This window comes from Marivita sp. S2033 (assembly GCF_046592965.1).
In the GTDB taxonomy this organism is placed as follows: Bacteria; Pseudomonadota; Alphaproteobacteria; order Rhodobacterales; family Rhodobacteraceae; genus Marivita.
The window spans coordinates 1-847 of record NZ_JBISBV010000050.1 but is presented as its reverse complement, the minus strand read 5'-3'; the positions used below and the strand labels follow the sequence as shown (position 1 = coordinate 847).

Sequence of the window (847 nt, the reverse complement as noted above, 5' to 3'; positions counted from 1 at the left end):
GCTATGTGAGGGCTACGCAGCGCCGGGCCTGCTCAGCACAAAGGGGTCAATATTGGACGCCGATAGGGGGTCAAAGTTCAATGCCGATTGACAAGGAGCCGGATCTCTATCTTGATGACCAGATGGGCAAGCTTGTGGTGATCGACGAGGTGCAGCTGATGCCGGGTCTCTTCGGGGCGCTGCGGGGACAGATCGACCGCCGCCGCCGCGCGGGGTATCGCACCGGGCAGTTTCTGCTTCTGGGCTCGGCCTCGAACACGTTGTTGCAGCAAAGTGCGGAATCGCTGGCCGGACGGGTGAGTTATCACGAATTGACGCCCTTTACCCTCGACGAGGTAGGGCAGGGGGCTTTGCCCGCGCTCTGGTTGCGCGGCGGCTTTCCGGAGAGTTTTCTGGCCGCATCGGACCGCGCCAGCCTCACCTGGCGGGAGGATTTCATCCGCACCTATCTCGAACGCGATATCCCGTCCTTCGGGCTGCGCATTCCATCTGAGACGCTGCGGCGGTTCTGGACCATGCTGGCCCACGACCAAGGCGGGCTCTTGAACGCGGCCAAGCTTGCGGCAGGGCTCGGGGTCTCGGGCCAGAGCGTGGCGCGTTATCTCGATCTGCTGGTCGATCTGATGCTGGTGCGTCGCCTGCCGCCCTGGCACGCGAATGTGGGCAAGCGTCTGGTGAAATCGCCCAAGGTCTATATCCGCGACGCTGGTCTCACCCATGCGCTTCTCGGGCTTGAGGCCCGCGAGGCCTTGCTTGTCAATCGGCATTGAACTTTGACCCCCTATCGGCGTCCAATATTGACCCCTTTGTGCTGAGCAGGCCCGGCGCTGCGTAGCCCTCACATAGC

General features: G+C 62.8%; 1 pseudogene. It reads left to right on the top strand.

What is annotated here, in order from left to right:
* Positions 1-92: 92 nt before the first annotated feature.
* Positions 93-755: pseudogene (locus ACGKZZ_RS17260) on the top strand (ATP-binding protein); the annotation flags it as partial.
* Positions 756-847 lie beyond the last annotated feature (92 nt).